General features: G+C 77.1%; 1 protein-coding gene. It reads right to left on the bottom strand.

Annotated features, from left to right (window positions below; all coding sequences use genetic code 11):
- Positions 1-94 precede the first annotated feature (94 nt).
- The coding region (locus tag RF647_RS19195) for an FGGY-family carbohydrate kinase (RefSeq protein WP_368813127.1) at positions 95-547 on the bottom strand (453 nt) is incomplete at its 5' end.

Raw genomic sequence — 547 nt, 5'->3', positions numbered from 1 at the left:
CGGGGCGGCACTCGTCGTGGCTGCCCGGACCTCACCGGGCCGGCAGCGGTCCTCCTCGGCGATCCGAGGGCCCGTGCCGGACGGGCCGCTCCGTTCAGCGCGCGGTGGCCGCAACGGTCCTCGGCCGGTAGCGGACGGGGTCGAACGTGGCGGCGACGATGCTGCGCAGCGCCTCCAGGCTCCCCGTCACCAGGCCCGCCGCGCGGGCCTGCACCAGGACGTTGCCGACGGCGGTGGCCTCCACGGGGCCGGCGAGGACGGGACGGCCGGTGCGGTCGGCGGTGAGCTGGCACAGCAGGGCGTTCTGGGACCCGCCGCCGACGATGTGCACGGTGCGGATGGTGCGCCCGGACAGGCGCTCGGCCTGCTCCACCGTGGTGGCGTACGCGGCCGCCAGCGACTCCAGGATCGAGCGCACGACCTCGGCGCGGGTGCGCGGGGGCTCCAGACCGCGCTCCTCGCACCAGGCGGTGATGCGCGCGGGCATGTCCCCGGGGGCGGTGAACCGGTCGTCGGTGGCGTCGAAGACGGGCACCGGCCGGGTGAC

This window comes from Kocuria sp. CPCC 205263, assembly GCF_040981075.1.
Lineage (GTDB): Bacteria > Actinomycetota > Actinomycetes > Actinomycetales > Micrococcaceae > Kocuria > Kocuria rosea.
The sequence above is the reverse complement of the archived record's forward strand: the minus strand, read 5'-3'. Positions and strand labels throughout refer to the sequence as shown.